This window comes from Trebonia sp. (genome assembly GCF_049794275.1).
Taxonomy (GTDB): domain Bacteria; phylum Actinomycetota; class Actinomycetes; order Streptosporangiales; family Streptosporangiaceae; genus Trebonia.
In genome coordinates this window covers 1-4,689 of the sequence record NZ_JBARCR010000461.1, presented here as the reverse complement: position 1 = coordinate 4,689, position 4,689 = coordinate 1, and the positions used below count along the sequence as shown (strand labels likewise).

The following is a 4,689-nucleotide window of genomic DNA, read 5'->3' as shown; positions in this document are numbered from 1 at the left end:
GGCCGCAGCGGGGCGGCCAGGGCTGCCTGCGGCCCGAGCTCGTCGTGCTTTATTTGTAGCACCTGCCTGTAGCACATGTCCCGCAATCCCGTGATGGCCTGCGGTAACGCGAGCGTGATTCCGGGGGATGGATGCGCTGAGGCCGGGTACGTCTTCCTCGCGATGAACATGGCCAAATAAGCCCTCCGGGCCGTGGACGAGTACCAGCAGAAGCACGCCTGGCTGGCCTTCCCGGTCGCGGTGTGGAAGAAGTTCGGCGACGACCAGGCGGGCAACCTGGCCCTGCTGGTCGCCTGGTTCGCCTTCGTGAGCATCTTCCCGCTGATGCTCGTGCTGGTCACCGTGCTGGACATCGTGCTGAAGAACCACCCGGACCTGCAGCACCGGCTGCTGAACTCCGCGCTGAGCCAGTACCCCCTGATCGGCCAGCAGCTCGGGCACATCGGCCGGATCCAGCAGACCGGGCTGCCCCTCGTGATCGGCCTGGTCGGTACGTTCCTCGGCGCCCGGGGCGTGGCGAACGCCATGCAGAACGCGCTCAACACGGTGTGGGAGATCCCGTACGCGCGCCGCCCCGGCTTCCCGTGGTCGTTCCTGCGCAGCCTGGGACAGATCGTCGTGATCGGGCTGGGCCTGATCGGGACCACGGTCCTGTCCGGGCTGGCCAGCGGGGCGGGCCACAAGCTCTCCGGGTTCGCCGCCACCGTGGCCGCCCTGGTGGTGTCGCTCGTGCTGAACATCGGGGTCTTCTGGCTCGCGTTCCGCCTCGGCACCGCCTCGGAGATCCGCTGGCGGCAGCTGTGGCTCGCCGCGGTCATCTCCGGCATCATCTGGCAGGTGCTGCAGACCGTCGGCAGCTACTTCGTGTCACACCAGCTGGCCCACGCCTCGCCGGTCTACGGCACCTTCGCCATCGTGATCGGCCTGATCGCGTGGCTCTACCTGCAGGCGGAGCTCACCCTCTACGCGGTCGAGATTAGCGTGGTAAAGGAACGCCGGCTGTGGCCGCGCAGCATCGCGCCACCGCCCTACACCGAGCAAGACCGGCGCGCGTTCGAGCTCTACGCGCAGGCCGAGAAGCGGGGGGAGGGAGTGGACATCGTCGTGGGGATCGGAGGTGAGTACGATCGCGAGAAGACGTCAGGCTGACCCCGGCGCGCCGCACGTGGTCATCTGCGGCGCGGGGTTCGGCGGACTGTCCGCCATCTCCAGGCTCACCCGCTCAGGGCTGCGGGTGACCCTGCTGGACGGCCACCTGTACAGCACCTTCCAGCCGCTGCTCTACCAGGTCGCGACCGCCGGCCTGAACCCCGGCGACGTCGCCTACCCGGCTCGCGGCTTCACCCGCAAGTACAGCATGCGGTTCCGCCGGGGTGAGCTGAAGACGATCGACGCGGCCGCCCGCCGGGTGACGCTGGCCGACGGCGGCCAGCTCGGCTACGACTACCTGATCATCGCCACCGGGGTGGCGGCGAACTTTTTCGGCGTCAAGGGCGCGGTGGAGAACACGTTCGGGCTCTACAGCCGCGTCGACGCGACGGTGCTCCGCGACCACATCATCAACGGCTTCGAGTGGCTGGACGAGGACCCCGACGCCAGCAAGGAGCTCACGATCACCGTGGTGGGCGGCGGCGCCACCGGCGTCGAGCTGGCCGGCACCCTCGGCGAGCTGCGCACCGACGTGCTGCGCGCCACGTTCCCCTCCGTCAACCCCGACCGGGTGCACATCCGGCTGATCGAGATGTCGCCCGCGCTGCTGATGCCATTCCACCCGAAGCTGCGCGAGTACACCAGGAAGCAGCTCGTCAAGCGCGGCGTGGACATCAGGCTGAGTACGCAGATCCGTGAGGTGGGGCCGGACCGGGTCATCATCGGCGACGGGCAGTCCCTGCGCAGCGACCTGACCGTGTGGACGGGCGGCGTGGCCGCCCCGGAGGAGGCCGCGGGCTGGGGGCTCCCGCAGGGCCAGCACGGCCGCCTCCTCGTCGGTCCCGACCTGCGGGTCCAGGGCAGCGACCGGATTTTCGCGGCCGGCGACATCGCGCTCGAGCCTGACGACCCGTCACCGCAGCTCGCGCAGCCCGCGCTGCAGGAAGGCAAGCACGTCGCCCGGCAGATCATCCGGCTGCTGCGCGGCGAGCAGACCGAGCCGTTCAAGTATCACGACAAGGGCACCATGGCCACGATCGGCCGCAATTCCGCCGTCGTGGAGCTGCCCAGGGGCCTGCGGATCACCGGGACGCTGGCGTGGCTCGCCTGGCTCGCCCTGCACCTGCTGTACCTGCTCGGGTACCGGAACCGGATCGCGACGCTGATCAACCTGTCCTGGCGGTACATCGCCTGGGGGCACGGCGGCGGCGTGATCGTCGGCGACGAGCCAGCGGAGCCGCTCCCCAGCGGCACCACGTCCGCCTGACCTACGACTGCGTGTAGTAACCTCATGCTCGTGAATTCGCTGACTCGGGGAAGCCTCGCTCTCGCGGCGATCATCGCCACGGCCGCGCTGGCCGGGTGCGGCTCGTCGTCACCCGCGCAGCCTTCCATGTCGGGCACCGCCAGCGCGGCCGCCATGGCCAACCCCAACCTGGACCTCGGCACCTCGCTGAACAGCCAGCCCGCGCCCGAGATCAGCCTGACGAACCAGTTCGGCCAGCCCATGTCGCTGAGCCAGTTCCGCGGCAAGATCGTCATGCTCGGTTTCGAGGACTCCGAGTGCACCACGGTCTGCCCGCTCACCACGCAGAGCATGGTGCTGGCGAAGGAACTGCTCGGCAAGGCCGGTAACAACGTCCAGCTCCTCGGCGTGGACGCCAACCCGGACGCCACCAGCGTCGCCGACGTGCTCGCCTACTCCCGCGCGCACGGCATGGTCAACCGGTGGGACTTCCTCACCGGGTCACCCGCCCAGCTCAAGGCGGTCTGGAGCGCCTACCACATCGCGGTACAGGTCGAGCAAGGCCAGATCGACCACACGCCCGCGCTGTTCATCATTGACTCCCGCGGCAGGCTGCAGAAGCTCTACCTGACTCAGATGGCCTACTCGAGCATCTCCCAGTCCGCCCAAGTGCTGGCCACCGAGATCGCCGGGCTGCTGCCCGGCCACCCGAAGCTGCTCAGCCAGGAGTCGCTCGGGACCGTCGACGTGCAGACGCCCGCGGCCGCCGTGTCGCTGCCCGCCGCGCGCCCGTCCGACTCGGGGTCGGGGACGTCGACGGTGACCCTGGGCCCGGGCAAGCCGCGGCTCGTGGTCTTCTTCGCCACCTGGCTCACCGAGACCTCCGACCTGAAAGCCGAGCTAACCGGTCTTAACTCGTACGTCGCGGCGGCGGCGAAGAACCACCTGCCGGCCCTGACCGCGGTGGACGAGACCGTGACCGAGCCGTCCGCGGCCGCGGTCGGCGCCTACCTGGGCCAGGTCGGCTCGCTCAGCTATCCGGTCGCCCTCGACGAGACGGGCCGGGTGGCCGACGGCTACGGCGTGCAGGACCAGCCCTGGCTGATGCTCGTCTCCGCGGCCGGCAAGGTGGTCTGGACGCACGACGGCTGGCTGCCGCTGCCGGCGCTGGAGAAGGCCGCCGCCGCGCACGCGTAAATACGATGGCTGATGCCGGTCGGCTGGCCATCGAAGATTCCTGACCGCCCGGATACCCTGGCCACCGTGGCAGAACGCGACTGGTACGCCTGGCACGCCCCCTACGACGACCCGGACAGCGGCCTGTCCCGGCGGCTGTCCTGGGTCCAGGACCGGGTCCGTGCCGCGCTCGACGAGGCGCCGCCAGGCCCGCTGCGCGCGATCAGCCTGTGCGCCGGCCAGGGCGCCGACCTGATCGTCCCGCTGTCCCGGCACCCGCGCCGCGGGGACGTGACCGCGCGGCTGGTCGAGCTGGATCCGCGCAACGCCGCGGTGGCCCGCCGACTGGCTGCTGAGGCCGGCCTGGACCGGCTTGAGGTCGTGCTCGGCGACGCCGCGCTGACCAGCCAGTACGCGGACCTGGTCCCGGCCGACCTGGTGCTCGTCTGCGGGGTGTTCGGCAACATAACAGACGCCGATGTGCAGCGGGTGATCGGCTACTGCACGCAGCTGTGCGCCGCCGGCGGCACGGTCATATGGACCCGGGGCCGCTGGCAGCCCGACCTGGTGCCGCAAGTGTGCGCCTGGTTCGAGGAGCGGGGCTTCGAGCTGGTCTGGCTCTCCGGTCCCGAGTACGGGCAGTGCTGCGGCGCGCACCGCTTCACCGCCAGCCCGGTCCCGCTTGAGCGGGACGCGGTCATGTTCAGGTTCAACGACCACGACGTCCGCCGCGGCCCTGACCGCGGCGCCTGACCGTTCGGCCGGTGTTACGCGTGGCCGCCAGGACCACTGCTGAGCTCGTTGAGGAAGCGCGCGTCGTCCAGCCGGGTCTCGCGGTCCGGCGCCCGGAACGGGTGCCAGAGGCCCTCCCAGCCGTCGGGGAACACGGTGGTGACGCCAGCCGCGGGCCCGCGCTTCGCGAGCCCGGTCCACCTCGCGATGGCCCGCCCGTCCATCCAGCACGATCAGCAGCGGCCCGGGCGGCTGCCCGGGCACCCGCGGCGCACGGGCCGCCCAGTAAGAGTCACGCCGCCAGCTTCACTCCCCGATGACTGCGCATAGTAAAAGATTTTGATGCTACCTGTTGTGTTCTCTAGAATAGATGTGCTATTCTAATG

At 70.1% G+C, this 4,689-nt stretch carries 5 protein-coding genes; 4 read left to right on the top strand and 1 reads right to left on the bottom strand.

From position 1 onward, the window contains the following. Positions 1 to 192 precede the first annotated feature (192 nt). The 4 genes from WA805_RS12700 to WA805_RS12685 all read left to right on the top strand — a co-directional run bounded on the left by WA805_RS12700 (position 193) and on the right by WA805_RS12685 (position 4,324). Positions 193 to 1,149 carry a YihY/virulence factor BrkB family protein gene (locus tag WA805_RS12700; protein ID WP_425242432.1) on the top strand — a complete coding sequence of 319 codons (957 nt, stop codon included), beginning with the start codon at positions 193 to 195 and terminating at the stop codon, positions 1,147 to 1,149. After that, complete coding sequence (locus WA805_RS12695) at positions 1,118 to 2,416, top strand: NAD(P)/FAD-dependent oxidoreductase (RefSeq protein ID WP_425242431.1); 1,299 nt, start codon at positions 1,118 to 1,120, stop codon at positions 2,414 to 2,416. The genes WA805_RS12700 and WA805_RS12695 overlap by 32 nt, the downstream gene beginning before the upstream one ends. A gap of 30 nt (positions 2,417 to 2,446) precedes the next feature. Then, on the top strand, positions 2,447 to 3,592 hold the full coding sequence (locus WA805_RS12690; RefSeq protein ID WP_422276544.1) for an SCO family protein: 1,146 nt from the start codon (positions 2,447 to 2,449) through the stop codon (positions 3,590 to 3,592). A gap of 66 nt (positions 3,593 to 3,658) precedes the next feature. Further along, positions 3,659 to 4,324 (top strand): class I SAM-dependent methyltransferase, encoded by a 666-nt coding sequence (locus tag WA805_RS12685; RefSeq protein ID WP_425242430.1) that lies wholly within the window; start codon positions 3,659 to 3,661, stop codon positions 4,322 to 4,324. Between the two features lie 14 nt (positions 4,325 to 4,338). Here WA805_RS12685 and WA805_RS12680 read toward each other — a convergent pair whose 3' ends face one another. Beyond that, positions 4,339 to 4,527, bottom strand: coding sequence for a hypothetical protein (locus tag WA805_RS12680; RefSeq protein WP_425242429.1), 189 nt, complete (start codon positions 4,525 to 4,527; stop codon positions 4,339 to 4,341). Positions 4,528 to 4,689 lie beyond the last annotated feature (162 nt).